This window comes from Paenibacillus sp. VTT E-133291 (assembly GCF_002264395.1).
In the GTDB taxonomy this organism is placed as follows: Bacteria; Bacillota; Bacilli; order Paenibacillales; family Paenibacillaceae; genus Paenibacillus_AQ; species Paenibacillus_AQ nitricinens.
In genome coordinates, this window is record NZ_NFVA01000016.1 from 50,009 (window position 1) to 63,937 (window position 13,929).

Below are 13,929 nucleotides of genomic sequence, written 5' to 3' on the forward strand. Positions count from 1 at the left end.
AATATGGCAAGACCCGTTGTGGCAATCGTTGGGAGGCCTAACGTCGGGAAATCGACGATTTTTAATCGGCTGATTGGCGATAGATTGGCCATTGTAGAAGATAAACCGGGGATTACACGTGACCGGATTTATGGTATTTCAGATTGGAACGGTAAGTCGTTCAGTGTGATTGATACCGGAGGTATTGAAATTGATGGAGATGACACGATTCTGAAATCCATCCGCGTTCAAGCGGAGCTGGCGATTGAAGAAGCAGATGTTATTGTATTTATGTGTGAGGCGAAGAGTGGTGTGACGAATTCAGATGAAGAGGTAGCTCAGATTCTGTTCCGTTCAGGTAAACCGATCGTTCTTGCCATCAATAAAGTGGATAATATGAAGCGTGCAGATGATATTTATGAGTTCTATAGCCTGGGCTTTGGAGATCCAATCGGAATTTCCGGTAGTCATGGTACAGGACTCGGTGACTTATTGGACGCTGTTGTAGAACGTCTGCCGGAGAAAATAGATGATGAGTATGATGACGATGTCATTCGTGTAGCTTTGATTGGCCGTCCGAATGTAGGTAAATCCTCTTTAGTTAACGCAATTCTGGGTGAAGAACGCGTTATTGTTAGTGATATTGCAGGTACTACTCGAGATGCTATTGATACACCTTTTGAACGTGATGGACAACGTTATGTGCTTATCGATACTGCAGGTATGCGCAAAAAAGGCAAGGTATATGAGAACATTGAGAAATACAGTGTTATGCGTGCTATGCGGGCGATTGAACGGGCTGATGTGGTTCTCGTTGTAATTAACGGTGAAGAGGGCATTATCGACCAGGACAAGCATATTGCTGGTTATGCACATGAAGCTGGTAAAGCATCTATTTTTGTTGTGAATAAATGGGATGCCATCGAGAAAGACGACAAGACTATGCAGAACTTCGAGTCTAAGATTCGTGACCATTTCTTGTTTATGAGTTACGCACCGGTTGTCTTCTTGTCGGCTTTAACTAAACAGCGCCTGCAAAAACTGCTTCCAGTGGTTCAGCATGTATCTCAACAACATGCACTACGCATTACTACGCATCTGGTGAACGATGTTGTATCGGATGCCATTGCAATTAACCCTCCTCCAACTGACAAAGGCCGTCGCTTACGTATTAACTACGTAACGCAGGTTGCGGTGAAGCCACCGACGATCGTGGTGTTCGTAAATGACCCATCGCTGATGCACTTCTCCTATGAACGTTACTTGGAGAATAAAATCCGCGCGGCGTTTAATTTCGAGGGAACGCCAATCCGTCTCTTTACACGGCGCAAATCCGAAAACGAAGGTTAGGGGAGAAGAAGTGTGGCGCTTGAACTTCTGGTTATCGTTGTAAGCTATTTGCTTGGTTCTGTCAGCTTTAGTGTGCTGTTCGCCAAGCTACTAAAGGGAATTGATATCCGTCAATATGGGAGCGGCAATGCGGGGGCTACCAATACACTGCGTGTACTGGGAAAAGGCCCTGCGATAGCTGTGCTAGTTCTGGATGTAATGAAGGGTGTTGCCGCAGTTTGGTTAGGAACTTGGGTAGGCGGCTGGGGAACCTGGGTTGCTGCTCTTTGCGGAATCGCTGCCATTGTCGGACATAACTGGCCGCTTTACTTTCGTTTCCGTGGGGGAAAGGGCATCGCTACTACGATCGGTGTTATGGCCACACTGTGTTTATGGCCTGCACTGCTCGCTGGTGTCATCGCCATAGGATCTATCTTTATCACTCGTTACGTATCACTTGGCTCGTTGATTTTTGTCGCGCTGACACCAGTCTTTCTATTGTTGACAGGATTTACACAGCCTGTGCTCTGGACCAGTATTATCATCGCGGTTTTTGCCTTCTGGCGGCACCGGACGAACATTGTTAAGATTGTAGAGGGCCGTGAGAACAAGATAGGCTCAAAAGTAAAAGGAGGGAATCGTGTTGTCTGATAAAGTAACCGTACTAGTAGCGGGGAGCTGGGGAACTGCGCTGGCAAGTGTGCTGGCTGCGAATCACTCGGAAGTTTATCTGTGGACACGTAACTCTGATCAAGCTGCCGAGATCAATGGTTCTCATATCAATAGTAAGTATTTACCTGGGATTTCCCTGCCCGCAAACATCATTGCAACCACCGATATGGAGACCGCAGTTTCCGGTTCTAAAGCGGTTGTTATTGTAGCCCCATCTTCAGGTATGCGACAGGTTGCTCGCAGTCTGAAGCCGTTCTGGAAGGATGAAATGCTATGCGTTCATGCTACGAAGGGCTTTGAGACTGAAAGCAAGAAACGGATGTCGATCGTTATTGCTGAAGAACTCGGCTGTGACGAAGGGCAGATTGTCGTTCTCTCCGGACCGAGTCATGCAGAGGAAGTAGTTCGCCTGTGTCCTACTACAGTTGTTGTGGCTTCACCTGATGATAAGCGTACTGCTGAAGCACAGGAATTGTTCATAAACAATGATTTTCGTGTATATACGAACCGTGATCAGGTAGGAGTAGAGCTTGCCGGCGCACTAAAGAATATTATTGCACTCGGTGCAGGTCTATCCGATGGTCTTGGGTTTGGGGATAACGCTAAGGCGGCGCTTCTGACACGTGGTCTGGCCGAGATTTCCCGGGTAGGAGTCGAGCTTGGAGCGAATCCATTGACCTTTGCAGGGCTTGCAGGAGTTGGCGATCTTGTAGTGACTGCTACGAGCCAGCACAGCCGTAACTGGCGTGCTGGCTTTATGCTCGGGCAAGGAAAACCACTGGATGAGGTGCTGGAGTCGATGGGAATGGTTGTCGAAGGTATTCGTACCACGGAGGCTGCTTATGCCATTTCCATCAAGCTAGGGGTCCAAATGCCTATTACAGATCAAATTTATCATGTTCTTTTTAAAGGTAGAAGTCCACGTAGTGCTGTTGAAGCTCTGATGGGCCGTGATCGTAAACCTGAGCTTGAGGCGATTTCTCAGGAAACTTGGGAGCAGTGGCATTCCTGATCCTGTTCACCTTTTTCCGCAAATTCTCATATGTTGTATTGGGGATTGACGGAGGAGGGATGAAAAGTGAGCAGAGATTTTTCCAAGGATGCATTGAACGCCATTAACAAAAAGGCGGGCAAGAACATTACGGAAAGTGCCGTCAAAAAGCTAGCCAGTACGGTCAAACCAGGAACTACGCAGAATGAAGCCCAGCTCCGCCAGTTAATTAAGCAGGTGTCATCGATGGCGAAAGTGCCGGTCAGTGAAGCTACTGTGCAGGAAATTGTTAATGCCGTCAAAAAAGGCGGCGCAGGTTCCGGCACAATGGAGTCTTTAATGAAAATGATGCTTAAAAAATAGCTTTAGGTTGGGTGAGCAAAAGGTTCAGAATCCATGAGATTCTGTTATCTTTTGCTCTTTTTTTATTTATTGGTAAACTCTCACAGCTAAAATATCTTAATAATAATATATAAAAAATGATGTTTTTTTACAGAATAGGATAAGGTCATGATATAATAATCCCTAATATATTACAGGCGAATGGGGGCTTTGACCTTGGATCCGATGACAAAAATGTGGTTGTCCCTGATTGCAATGCTGATTATGGGACTGTCTGTATTTCTAATAACTTTTGCTCGGAGCAAAACAAAGGGACTGCTTAAAGCACTGCTGTCTATCCTTGCGTTTATCATCATGTTAGTTGGCCTATTGGGCGGAGTTGTTTCGATTATGTAAGCAGTTACATAATGTTAAGGAAGGAAGTAACATCATGAAATCGCAAAATGGCGTCACCGTTATATTTCAACCTGAAGGTCGTAAAGCTGTGGTAAATCGCGGTATCTCGTTACTGGAAGCAGCTCGTAAAGCCGGAGTGACGATAACCACACGCTGTGGAGGAAAAGCAGGCTGTCTGATGTGCAAGGTTAAAATTGCGAATGAAGAGGCCACAGCGCTGAGACCGCCAGGGGATATTGAACGACGTAAGCTTGGAACTACGTTAGAAGAAGGAGTGCGTCTGGCCTGTCAGGCTGCCGTATGGAGCGATGTGACCGTTCAGGTGCCAGAAGATCCACTTAAGGCTGCTGTACGCCGTAAGCTTGAAGCTGCGCGGCGTGGGGAAGAAGATGAGCTGTGGTAGTGTTAGATTGTCACCGTGGGAGGGACTCGGTTGGAGTTTATACGCAGAAAGAAGAAACTAAAGGCAGGAGCAAGACTTTTTCTAGTAGTGGTGTCAATCACTCTTACTCTTTCGGGATGTCTGTATCCCGGAGAAGAAAAGCGTGCTAGCGTTAATTATCGAGAAAGTGTTAAGCGGATACAAGCAGCCGTTGATGATTTTCAACAGGAGGAAGGTGTGCTTCCGATCCTTAATGCGGATGAAGCCACTCCAAGATATGAGAAGTTCCGGATTGACCTAGGCAAGCTGAACAATAAGGGATATTTGGAAGATATTCCGGCTACGGCTTTTGAACAGGGCGGAAGTGCTTATTTTCTTATATTGAATGAGGAAAGCGATCCTGTTGTTAAGGTTATGGATCTTGTCACCGTCCAGAAGGTGAATGATGTGCAGCGTCAGATAAATCGTTATAAATCAGCTCATGACGGCTCTTTGCCCGTACTTGATGAGCTATATCCAGGAGTTTACACCATTGATCATAAGAAGGCAGGTACAAGCTCCATATCATTAACTAGCGTCTATTCCGGTCAGAATCTTGATTTCATTATGGATAAGGCTGGAACGGTCTACGTAGATTATGTCTTTGATATTATAGCTGCCATCGAAAAGAATGGTGGAGAACATGACAAGAAAAAGGACCTGCGACTGGATTTGGAGGAAGCTTCGTATTACGTGCCCGTGAAGTCTTTACCGTATCTATGGATTAACAATCAGCCGGTTCCGCAGCCTCCTAGCTAAAGTTAAAGAACGCCTAATACTTCGGATATTTTCCGAAGTATTAGGCGTTTTTTTGTGTCTTAACAGAAACTTAACGGTCTGTTATAAATCGCAGATGGAATTAAGGCTAAGTTCAATAGCACGTAAGACTCGAATGCTAGAATGAAGGTAAGAAAGGAGATTCAGTTCAGGCTAGAGATCAATCATGAAAAATTCGTAATCATTCAAAATTAGTGAAAAAGGATGTTGATGACATGAAAAAAAGATTCATATGGACGCTTTCAGCGGCATTACTCCTGACCCCGCTTATTCCAATAGGCGCAATGGCTTCCAGCAGCGTAGTTGCGGTTTCTTCTAAACCGCTAGAGAAGCTCGCTTCTGAGAAAGCAGCGCTTCTAACTGAACAATATGGGATAACCAGCGTGCAGTATGCCTTGATCGACAATGGAGTGATCAAAGTATCGGGACAATCAGGAATTAACGACATAGAAGGAAAAATCCCTTTAACGAAGGAAACCATCTATGGCATTGGCTCTACGAGCAAAATGTTTACCGCCTCAGCAGTCATGAAATTAGTGGATGAAGGTAAAATCAATCTCGATACACCCGTTGTACAATATATTACGGATTTCATGATGGAAGATGATCGTTACAAAAAGATTACTCCGCGCATGTTGTTGAATCATTCATCAGGTTTTCAAGGTTCGACTTTAGCTAGTGCATTTCTATTTGATGATCCAGATACGTACGTACACGATACGCTGCTAGAGCACTTGTCTACACAGAAATTAAAGGCAGAACCGGGAGCTTTTTCAGTGTATTGCAATGATGGGTTTACGCTCGCAGAAATTCTTGTAGAAAGAGTCAGTAAAATGACTTTCACGGAATTCATTCATCATAATTTTGCTGTACCTATGGGTATGAACCATACCATGACGCCACAAGACAAGGTAGATTCAAGCAAATTTGCAGGTCTTTACTCTCCTGCCTTCGAGGGCCAGCTCCCGACGGAGACGACCAATGCTATTGGTACAGGCGGAATCTACTCTACTGCTGAGGATTTAGTCCGATTCTCGGAAATCTTTACTGGGAAGCGAGCAGATGTACTCTCAACCAAATCAGTACAGGCCATGGAGCAAGAAGAGTATAGAAAGGGATTTTGGCCCAAAGATGACGGGGATAATTCTGCTGACTACGGACTTGGTTGGGACAGTGTACGATTATTCCCTTTTAACGATTATGGTATAAAAGCTCTTGTTAAAGGAGGAGACACACAGATGTATCATTCCTCCCTCGTCGTGCTTCCAGAACAGAATATGGCTGCAGCAGTCATTTCCTCGGGGGGGAGCTCCGTAATTAATCAGCTGCTGGCAAGTGAACTGCTCCTTCAGGCGATGAAAGAGAAGGGCGCAATTAAAGAAATCAAGCCAGATAAATCATTTGGCAAGCCAGTTAAGGCTGACATGCCAAAAGACCTTGTGAAGTTCGCAGGTTATTACAGTGCGCTTAGCAGCCAATGGAAGGTAACTATTAAAGGCGGGGAACTCTTTTTATCAGGAACGACTGCCCCGGAACAAAAATTTATTTACACCACAGATGGAACTTTTGTTGATGAGGAAGGCAGCACAAAGGTTAATTTTGTTAAGGAAAGTAACGGACGGACTTATTTGTGGATGAGTCAGTATATTTCGGTTCCTGAATTAGGCCAGCTTGCATTTTCTGAATACAAGGCAGAGAAATTGGAAGTTGCAGCATTGAATAAAGAAACCGCAGATGCGTGGGCAAAAAGAGAAGGTAAGTCATACTATCCAGTCAGCGAGAAATTCAGTTCCATCACCTATATGAACATGATTAGGCCAACAATACAGACAAGCGAAGGTTACTTCAGAGATATGAAGATAACAGGTCCAAATACGGCTCAGGGCCAGCACGAAATTCCTGGCATCGCGGGCCGGGATACATTGGATATTCTTTTCTATGCAAAAGAAGGCATAGAGTTCTTTAATGCGGCTGGAACCTTGTATATGAGTGAAGACGGCGTGATGCCGCTGTATAAAGGCAAATCGTCGATAACTACGATACAGGCGGATGGTTATGCTAGATGGTTCAGCGTTCCTGAAACAGCAGCTGGAAAGAAAATGGTAGTCAAGATGCCGGCAAAAGGGGCTTTTATGGTATACGATGAAACGGGAGCCCTTGTAAATAACACGGTCATAAGCAGTAAAAATGAAGTTGTACTGCCTGAGAAGGGCTATATTGTATTTGCCGGGAATGCCGGATCTTCTTTTGGTATTGCCCTAGTGAAATAGTGAGTAGAATGAAAGCATTCTAAGCTTCCAAATATTCTATAATTTTCTTCATGCATATCCACTAAAATAGTTCTATCAATGAATCCTACCTCATATGATGAATGAGTAAGCTTCCGGGCGTCAGACGCCTTGCGGCGCGCACAACTGATTTTTAGAAATTACATTGCAAAATGCGCGATTATGGGTCATAAATTCGTTCCGGATACATATGATGATACTAGTCCAAATGCATGTCCGAGCATTCGGAGTTTAGCGCGGGGCCAGTACGTCCCGGTCGAAAGCAGCTAGGCTTCGGGCGGGCATACGATAAGTCCGGTGGATGTCCTGCAAGGGTCAGATTACCGGCGGAACGCGAAGTCGATGCTCTTCAGGCATTTTTTCTTCGGAGTAATATGAGGAGGGGATCTCTTTTGGAAAAAGTGGATATTTTCAAGGACATTGCCGAGCGTACCGGCGGAGACATTTATCTTGGCGTCGTCGGCGCGGTTCGCACGGGGAAATCGACATTTATCAAGCGCTTCATGGAAACAATTGTCCTGCCTAACATCACGAATGAGGCAGATCGGGTAAGAGCTGTGGATGAGCTTCCGCAAAGCGCAGCAGGCAAAACAATTATGACCACTGAACCTAAGTTCGTGCCTAACAGCGCAGTGCAAATCAAGGTTGCGGAAGGGCTTGAGGTTAATGTTCGACTGGTAGACTGTGTGGGTTACGCTGTAGAAGGCGCTAAAGGCTACGAGGATGAGAATGGACCAAGAATGATCTCTACACCTTGGTTTGAGGAGCCAATTCCTTTTCAGGAAGCGGCAGAGATCGGGACCCGTAAGGTCATCCAGGAGCATTCAACGCTTGGTGTTGTAGTAACAACAGATGGTACGATTGCAGAAATTCCGCGGAACTCGTACGTGGACTCTGAAGAACGCGTCATTGCAGAGCTGAAGGAAGTGGGTAAGCCATTTGTGCTGGTCATTAATTCGACTCGGCCGCGCAGTGAGGAAGCACAGCAGCTCCGCAGTGAGCTAGCCATCAAATACGATATCCCTGTCATGACGCTCAGCGCAGCAAACATGACTGAAGAGGACGTAACCGGTGTACTTCGTGAAGTATTATACGAATTCCCTGTTCATGAAGTGAATGTGAACTTGCCGAGCTGGGTCATGGTGCTTGGAGAGAATCATTGGCTGCGTAGTAGCTATGAAAACTCCGTTCGCGATACGGTAAAAGACATTCGCCGCTTGCGGGATGTTGACCGGCTCGTATCTCAGTTCACAGAGTATGACTTTATCGATAAAGCTGGCCTAAGTGGTATGAACATGGGTCAGGGTGTAGCAGAGATCGATCTGTATGCCCCAGAAGAGCTGTATGATCAGGTTCTGATGGAGGTAGTAGGGGTTGAAATCCGCGGTAAGGATCACTTGCTCCAGCTGATGCAGGAATTCTCACACGCGAAAAGAGAGTACGACCGTTTCTCGGAAGCTTTAGAAATGGTCAAGACTACCGGTTATGGTATTGCTGCTCCTTCGCTAGCTGAAATGGCGCTAGATGAACCAGAGCTGATTCGTCAAGGCTCTCGCTTCGGGGTTCGCTTAAAGGCCACCGCGCCATCAATTCATATGATTCGTGTTGATGTTGAATCTGAGTTCTCACCAATCATTGGTACAGAGAAACAAAGTGAAGAGTTGGTTCGTTATCTGATGCAGGATTTCGAGAACGACCCGATTAAGATTTGGGAATCCGATATTTTTGGGCGCTCCTTGCATTCCATTGTGAGGGAAGGTATACAAGGCAAGATCGCGATGATGCCGGATAATGCACGCTACAAATTGCAAGAAACGCTTGGCCGGATCATCAATGAAGGCTCAGGCGGGCTTATTGCAATTATTCTCTAACTTAAATTTAAGCAGATTGGAAGAGTGGGAGAGATCCCACTCTTTTTATGCGTAAAAATAATGAAACTTGATTCCTAGTTCCTATAATAACGGTGAATCTGACTCAATTTATTTCTGAAAAGAAGAATTAACCTGGTCTTATAGGTCTATAAAATTAGATAGCAATTGGATGTTTATGCAAGTGTAGATGATAATTTCTACTCCTTTTTTGTCTAACTGCTTGAATTTATGGATGGGCTGTATTACTATAAGTTTGTTGCGCTTCAAGGTCTATGGGCGCCAGTGTTCAGTAATAAACGGGATTATCACGTATATTTTACGTTTAAACGGAAACAGTGTATGATACCGGAAATTTACTCAGGGAGGTGAGAAAACATGAATAAATCTGATTTGATCAATGTAGTTACAGAAGCAACTGAACTTCCCAAGAAGGATGCTACTAAAGCTGTAGATGCGGTTTTCGAAGCAATTACAGAAGCGCTGCAAAGCGGTGATAAAGTACAATTGGTTGGATTCGGAAACTTTGAAGTGCGCGAACGTTCCGCACGTAAAGGCCGTAACCCACAAACTGGTGAAGAAATCGAAATTCCTGCAAGCAAGGTACCGGCATTCAAACCTGGTAAAGCGCTGAAAGACGGAATCAAATAAAGATTTCTACATATCAATCCCATAGTCTTTTTAAGTAACAACTATGCCGCCCTCCAAGGCGGCATTTGTTTTTTGGAATAGCATGGGCTGTACATTAGGTTTAGAGGAGGATCAGCGATGACGGATAAAAATACGAGCGAAAATCCGCTTCCGACAGGTAGCGACTATATTGTGGTGAAGGCTAAAGAAAATGGCGTTCAAGTCATTGGGCTAACTAGAGGTACGGATACACGCTTTCATCATACAGAGAAGCTAGACAAGGGTGAGGTGTTGATTGCCCAGTTTACCGATCATACCTCAGCAATGAAAATTCGCGGAAAAGCTGAGATTTTAACGAAACACGGACAATTGGAAAGCGAAAGCTGAAAAGCAGGCATAGCCTGCTTTTTTTCAAAATATAGTAAGGGTGAATGATCATATCCACAAAAAAGTGGGTACTATGGATAAGGGGGGCGTGTCCATGAACAAAGCCTGGTTGATTGGTGCCGTATTACTCTTGACTGCGACCTCTGCTATTATTTTGCCGAAACTGGCAGACTTAGACTCATCCGTACAGCAGAGAAATGGGACAGTGGAGACTTTTACCGGCAACCATAACACAGTGCTTGACAACGACAATCTTGTTGATATTCTGGGCGCTCTTCCGTTGACCTTACCCATAGATAGCGTAGGCTGGGAAGATCATGTTCTGTCACTGGATCTGAAAGTGAGCGGGAACGATCATGAACCTGAGGAACTCTATCAAAATATGGCTCAGGCTATATCCTTTGCCATTCAAGAAACCTCGAATGTGGATCAACTTCTACTTCGCATTGTGGTAGAAGATAAATGGCTTGGTAGCCGCCGGCTGCTGTTAGCCGGGGATATCAGACGTTCTGAGTGGTCTTATACGCTGCAAGATGAACTTCAGTCTGCGGGTAATCATCCTATATCGGATCGTCTCAAAACGGGCTTCCGCATTAGTGAAACCGAGCTCTGGAAGAAACAGTTCATTTATCCTTGAATGGATTAAAAGAAACTCAGGCGTACCACAGTGCGTGACAAAAAAACATGTGATATAATAGACAAGATTGTGAACAAAATGAATTATTATTATGTCAATGGCTTCGGAGGCTGAAATGAAACCGTACTGCATACCGCAACTGGCTAAACCCTACACCGACTACGACATGATTCAGAAGCATACGGATTTGCCGCCGTTTTCTGATGGCCGGGGTCATTTGTTATATATTTTTCTAAATCATGCTTCTTCTGCAAAAGGAAGTGCCGGAGAGTTGTACACGCTTGTGACAGCGCTTGTTCAACTAGGTCTGGATACGCATGAGGTCATTGACCGTTCGAATGATAGACGGGGGGGAGACCCTATGCGTTCCCGTCAATTGAAGGTACTGGCTGGCGATTACTTCAGTAGCTGGTTTTACCATTTGCTTGCAAAGAGTGATCAGATCGAGATGATTGGAATCTTGAGTAAGGCGATTGCAGATTTCAATGTCTTGAAAGCGAATCTCTACGTGAAGATGAGAGGCATACGTCTTTCGGCTGAACAATACTTGCGGCACATGGTACAGCTGAATATGCGGCTGTTCCTTTCTTTTACGCCTATGATTGAGAACTCCTTAGTGGAGTTGTGGGAGAAACTGCTGGCAGAATTCAGTCAGTGTGAGACCGTTGCTATTGAGCTTCTTCGTAGTGATAATCCTGCGAATGCAGGGAATGGTTATTGCTACTGGAAGATGATGGAGACTGCAACGGAGGAAGAACGCAAGCAACTTCAAGACCTGAACCTTGATCAGAAGGAATGGAAGATGCTGAAAATGAAATATAAATGTGATTCGCAACTGACGGACAAGCTTCATCAATCGCTTCAGTCTATTCAGGGACTATTGCAAAGCGTTAATGACGAGAGTTTACTTAGAGAGCTAGAGATCGCGCTGGATCGTTTTCTCCTGCAGATGAAGGTCACAGGACAAGCAGCCGTGGAGGGTTAAGGGATGACTATGGAAAAAACGACAACTGCTGTAGGTGACAACAGCAAACCAAAAGAGCAGTTTGTACATTCCGTATTTGAGAGTATTGCTGGAAAATACGATTTGATGAATGACATCCTAAGCTTTCGCCGCCACAAGGCATGGCGTAAATTCACGATGAAGAAGATGGGGATGAAGCGCGGGGATTCGGCCGTTGACCTATGTTGTGGAACCTGTGATTGGAGCATCGCTTTGGCGGAAGCCTCGCAGACTGGCAATGTAATCGGACTGGATTTCAGCGCAGGTATGCTTGAAGTAGGTCGCCGCAAAGTGGAAGAGCGCAAGCTTCAGGATCGTATTTCCCTGGTGCAGGGCAATGCTATGGAACTGCCTTTTGAAGACAATGCATTTGATTATGCAACGATTGGATTCGGACTACGCAATGTGCCAGATCCTGTTCAAGTGCTTAACGAAATGAAGCGGGTAGTAAAACCTGGTGGAATGGTTGTATGTTTGGAGCTATCCAAGCCGATGAAACAGCCGTTTAAAGGTGTATATTTCTTTTATTTCCAGCGTGTGCTTCCATTGCTTGGTAAGTTATTCGCGAAAAGGTACGAGCAATACAAATGGCTGCCAGAATCGTTGGCAATGTTCCCAGACCGGGAGCAACTGGCCACTATTTTCCGTGAAACCGGACTTCAAAAAGTGGAATCCTTCCCCTTGACCGGAGGCATCGCGGCATTACATATTGGGCTCAAGGAGAACGGGAATGTTTAAGAAAATCGGTATCTTTTTACAAATGATTAAGTTTGAACATACGGTATTTGCTTTACCCTTTGCCTTTATGGGTGCTTTACTGGGATCCGTTGTCATGAATGATAGCCTCCCATCCTGGAGTCAAATTGGCTGGATTGTAATCGCTATGTTTGGAGCACGCAGTGCAGCTATGGGATTGAATCGATTGATAGACCGAATCAGTGATGCCAAGAATCCACGCACAGCGGGAAGAGCGATTCCTGCAGGGTTACTTAAGATCGGTGAAGTTGTCATTTTTATAGGCATTTCGTTTTTCTTGCTCTTTTGGGCAGCCTTTAAATTAAATCCTTTGTCAGCTAAACTGTTACCTATCGCTGTATTCCTTCTTGTTATCTATTCATTCACTAAGCGCTTTACATGGGCATGCCATCTTATCCTCGGCCTCACCATTGCGCTTGCACCGCTGGGCGGCTGGGTAGCTGTGACCGGTAGTGTGAATTGGACTTCAATGGTATTTTACTTCACAATAGTGTTTTGGACGGCTGGTTTTGATGTTATATACTCTTGTCAGGATGTTGAGTTTGATCTTAAAGAGGGCTTGAAATCCATTCCGGTGCGGTTTGGGGTCCAGGGCGCGCTAGTTATTGCTCGCGTGTTTCACATTCTCACGGCGATTGGATTCGTATCGCTGTTGTTTTTGACGGATTTAAGCTGGTGGTATGTAGCAGGTATGATCCTCGCTTATATTATTCTTTTTTATGAGCATTATATCGTATCTCCGAGTGATCTCAGTCGGTTACAGACAGCTTTTTTCACTATGAACGGCGTGCTGAGCATCGTGGTGTTCTCTTTCACTTTGATTGACTTGGTGGTGCATTTCAAAAAATGACGCTTACTAAACCGAAAAACTTCGTGGTTGGAATTACAGGGGCAAGCGGTGCTATCTATGGTATTCGACTGATCGAAACGTTGCTATCGCTGGGCTACTCCGTTCATTTGGTAGTAAGTAATGCGGGCTGGCGCGTTTTTAAAGAAGAACTAGGTTATATCGCATCAGACCGGGAAGGCTTTTTGAACGAAAAGTTCAAAGGCTATCCCGGTTCTCTACTTTATCATCCTGTCGCTGATATCGGTGCATCTATTGCAAGCGGTTCGTTTCGTGTGGAAGGGATGATTATTATGCCTTGTTCCATGGGAACATTGTCTGCGGTTGCTAATGGAACCTCCGACAATCTTATGACTCGTGCTGCTGATGTTATGCTTAAGGAAGGACGTCCGCTGGTCCTTGTTCCTCGTGAGACACCTCTGCATGCTATTCATCTTGAGAATATGTTGAAGCTGTCCCGTCTGGGGGTTCGGATCATTCCGGCAATGCCGGCGTTTTACTTTGGGCCACAAAGTATGGATGATCTGATTAATTTCATGGTGGGTAAAGTGCTTGACAGCTTTAATATTGAACATCAATTATTTCGCAGATGGGGGGATTGAAAGG

General features: G+C 45.1%; 16 protein-coding genes. All 16 read left to right on the plus strand.

Annotated features, from left to right (window positions below; all coding sequences use genetic code 11):
- The first annotated feature begins 3 nt into the window (after nucleotides 1-3).
- The 16 genes from der (at nucleotide 4) to CA598_RS09695 (ending at nucleotide 13,925) form a co-directional block, all read left to right on the plus strand.
- Complete coding sequence (gene der, locus CA598_RS09620) at nucleotides 4-1,329, plus strand: ribosome biogenesis GTPase Der (protein WP_042190218.1); 1,326 nt, start codon at nucleotides 4-6, stop codon at nucleotides 1,327-1,329.
- Nucleotides 1,330-1,341: 12 nt separating this feature from the next.
- Entirely contained in the window at nucleotides 1,342-1,959 is a 618-nt protein-coding gene (gene plsY, locus CA598_RS09625; protein ID WP_094876379.1) for a glycerol-3-phosphate 1-O-acyltransferase PlsY, read from the plus strand.
- Nucleotides 1,952-2,992, plus strand: a complete 1,041-nt coding sequence (locus tag CA598_RS09630; protein WP_094876380.1) for an NAD(P)H-dependent glycerol-3-phosphate dehydrogenase — start codon at nucleotides 1,952-1,954, stop codon at nucleotides 2,990-2,992. Before plsY ends, CA598_RS09630 begins: the two co-directional genes overlap by 8 nt.
- 66 nt (nucleotides 2,993-3,058) lie before the next feature.
- Nucleotides 3,059-3,334, plus strand: a complete 276-nt coding sequence (locus CA598_RS09635; RefSeq protein ID WP_076284557.1) for a stage VI sporulation protein F — start codon at nucleotides 3,059-3,061, stop codon at nucleotides 3,332-3,334.
- A 195-nt stretch (nucleotides 3,335-3,529) separates the two neighbouring features.
- Nucleotides 3,530-3,709 carry a DUF2768 family protein gene (locus CA598_RS09640; RefSeq protein ID WP_094870070.1) on the plus strand — a complete coding sequence of 60 codons (180 nt, stop codon included), beginning with the start codon at nucleotides 3,530-3,532 and terminating at the stop codon, nucleotides 3,707-3,709.
- A gap of 34 nt (nucleotides 3,710-3,743) precedes the next feature.
- A complete protein-coding gene (locus CA598_RS09645) occupies nucleotides 3,744-4,112 on the plus strand; it encodes a 2Fe-2S iron-sulfur cluster-binding protein (protein ID WP_094870069.1) in 369 nt (122 codons plus the stop codon).
- 30 nt (nucleotides 4,113-4,142) lie between these two features.
- On the plus strand, nucleotides 4,143-4,889 hold the full coding sequence (locus tag CA598_RS09650; RefSeq protein WP_256990438.1) for a hypothetical protein: 747 nt from the start codon (nucleotides 4,143-4,145) through the stop codon (nucleotides 4,887-4,889).
- A gap of 233 nt (nucleotides 4,890-5,122) precedes the next feature.
- Nucleotides 5,123-7,177, plus strand: a complete 2,055-nt coding sequence (locus tag CA598_RS09655; protein ID WP_094876381.1) for a serine hydrolase domain-containing protein — start codon at nucleotides 5,123-5,125, stop codon at nucleotides 7,175-7,177.
- A 410-nt stretch (nucleotides 7,178-7,587) separates the two neighbouring features.
- Nucleotides 7,588-9,066: a stage IV sporulation protein A gene (spoIVA, locus tag CA598_RS09660; RefSeq protein WP_094870067.1), complete on the plus strand. Its 1,479-nt coding sequence runs from the start codon at nucleotides 7,588-7,590 to the stop codon at nucleotides 9,064-9,066.
- Between the two features lie 375 nt (nucleotides 9,067-9,441).
- Nucleotides 9,442-9,714: an HU family DNA-binding protein gene (locus tag CA598_RS09665; RefSeq protein ID WP_036676223.1), complete on the plus strand. Its 273-nt coding sequence runs from the start codon at nucleotides 9,442-9,444 to the stop codon at nucleotides 9,712-9,714.
- A gap of 117 nt (nucleotides 9,715-9,831) precedes the next feature.
- Nucleotides 9,832-10,080 carry a trp RNA-binding attenuation protein MtrB gene (gene mtrB / locus CA598_RS09670; protein ID WP_042190204.1) on the plus strand — a complete coding sequence of 83 codons (249 nt, stop codon included), beginning with the start codon at nucleotides 9,832-9,834 and terminating at the stop codon, nucleotides 10,078-10,080.
- Nucleotides 10,081-10,174: 94 nt separating this feature from the next.
- Nucleotides 10,175-10,717: a hypothetical protein gene (locus CA598_RS09675; protein ID WP_094876382.1), complete on the plus strand. Its 543-nt coding sequence runs from the start codon at nucleotides 10,175-10,177 to the stop codon at nucleotides 10,715-10,717.
- 115 nt (nucleotides 10,718-10,832) lie between these two features.
- Nucleotides 10,833-11,702, plus strand: a complete 870-nt coding sequence (locus CA598_RS09680; protein ID WP_094870065.1) for a heptaprenyl diphosphate synthase component 1 — start codon at nucleotides 10,833-10,835, stop codon at nucleotides 11,700-11,702.
- Between the two features lie 3 nt (nucleotides 11,703-11,705).
- Nucleotides 11,706-12,458 (plus strand): demethylmenaquinone methyltransferase, encoded by a 753-nt coding sequence (locus tag CA598_RS09685; RefSeq protein WP_094870064.1) that lies wholly within the window; start codon nucleotides 11,706-11,708, stop codon nucleotides 12,456-12,458.
- Nucleotides 12,451-13,326, plus strand: coding sequence for a UbiA-like polyprenyltransferase (locus CA598_RS09690; protein WP_042190197.1), 876 nt, complete (start codon nucleotides 12,451-12,453; stop codon nucleotides 13,324-13,326). The genes CA598_RS09685 and CA598_RS09690 overlap by 8 nt, the downstream gene beginning before the upstream one ends.
- Nucleotides 13,323-13,925, plus strand: a complete 603-nt coding sequence (locus CA598_RS09695; protein ID WP_042190195.1) for a UbiX family flavin prenyltransferase — start codon at nucleotides 13,323-13,325, stop codon at nucleotides 13,923-13,925. Before CA598_RS09690 ends, CA598_RS09695 begins: the two co-directional genes overlap by 4 nt.
- Nucleotides 13,926-13,929 lie beyond the last annotated feature (4 nt).

Bases quoted from the DNA above. Each gene is read 5' to 3' on its own strand.
- der (WP_042190218.1), top strand. From the start codon at position 4: ATGGCAAGACCCGTTGTGGCAATCGTTGGGAGGCCTAACGTCGGGAAA.
- CA598_RS09645 (WP_094870069.1), top strand. From the start codon at position 3,744: ATGAAATCGCAAAATGGCGTCACCGTTATATTTCAACCTGAAGGTCGT.
- CA598_RS09655 (WP_094876381.1), top strand. From the start codon at position 5,123: ATGAAAAAAAGATTCATATGGACGCTTTCAGCGGCATTACTCCTGACC.
- CA598_RS09665 (WP_036676223.1), top strand. From the start codon at position 9,442: ATGAATAAATCTGATTTGATCAATGTAGTTACAGAAGCAACTGAACTT.
- mtrB (WP_042190204.1), top strand. From the start codon at position 9,832: ATGACGGATAAAAATACGAGCGAAAATCCGCTTCCGACAGGTAGCGAC.
- CA598_RS09675 (WP_094876382.1), top strand. From the start codon at position 10,175: ATGAACAAAGCCTGGTTGATTGGTGCCGTATTACTCTTGACTGCGACC.
- CA598_RS09680 (WP_094870065.1), top strand. From the start codon at position 10,833: ATGAAACCGTACTGCATACCGCAACTGGCTAAACCCTACACCGACTAC.
- CA598_RS09685 (WP_094870064.1), top strand. From the start codon at position 11,706: ATGACTATGGAAAAAACGACAACTGCTGTAGGTGACAACAGCAAACCA.
- CA598_RS09690 (WP_042190197.1), top strand. From the start codon at position 12,451: ATGTTTAAGAAAATCGGTATCTTTTTACAAATGATTAAGTTTGAACAT.
- CA598_RS09695 (WP_042190195.1), top strand. From the start codon at position 13,323: ATGACGCTTACTAAACCGAAAAACTTCGTGGTTGGAATTACAGGGGCA.